Here is a 677-nt window from a genome sequence, read left to right on the forward strand (position 1 = left end):
GTGGAGCTGGAGGAGGCCAACGCCGAGATCGACCGGCTCGGTGAGGCGGTCAAGGAGCTGGCGGTCAAGCTGATGCTGCTGGAGAAAAAAGGGGGTGCGGACTGATGCCCATGGCCCCGGTGCCGGCCCGCGTCGACGCGGCCACCAAGACGGTCCTGCTGCAGGCCATCGCGCAGGCCCTGCAGGAGGGCTGGCCGTTGGTCAAGGCCTGCGCCGTGCTGGGCCTGGAGGAGCGCCGGGCCCGCCGCTGGACCCGCCGCAAGGACACCGCCCAGGGGTTGGGCGATGCCCGCCCCGGTGCTTCGCTGAACGCGCTGACGCCGGCCGAGATCGAGGCGATCGTGTCCGCGTTCGAGACGTTCGGGGTGAAGGACTTCTCCCACCGGCGCCTGGCGCACCGCGGCTCCTACGAGGACCTGTTCTGGGCCTCCCCGTCCACCGTCCGGCGGGTCCTGAACGATCATGACCTGCGGTTTCGTCACCCGCCGCGCCCACCACGGGGGCAGCGGCGCCCGTTCCCGGACTGGGCCACGTACACCCCGAACTCGATCTGGATCTACGACAGCACCCACTTCCCGCGTGCCGGGATGGCGGTGCTGATCATCGAGGACCTGGTCTCGCGCAAGTGGCTCACCCACGTCGTCTCCTCCCAGGAGACCCACACCCAGGTCCGGCTC

General features: G+C 70.5%; 1 protein-coding gene. It reads left to right on the top strand.

What is annotated here, in order from left to right; translation table 11 throughout:
- Positions 1-104 precede the first annotated feature (104 nt).
- On the top strand, positions 105-677 hold a 573-nt coding region (locus tag ACI3ET_RS16390; protein WP_405034139.1), incomplete at its 3' end, for a hypothetical protein.

Source organism: Ornithinimicrobium jinqii (assembly GCF_045032595.1).
GTDB lineage: Bacteria > Actinomycetota > Actinomycetes > Actinomycetales > Dermatophilaceae > Ornithinicoccus.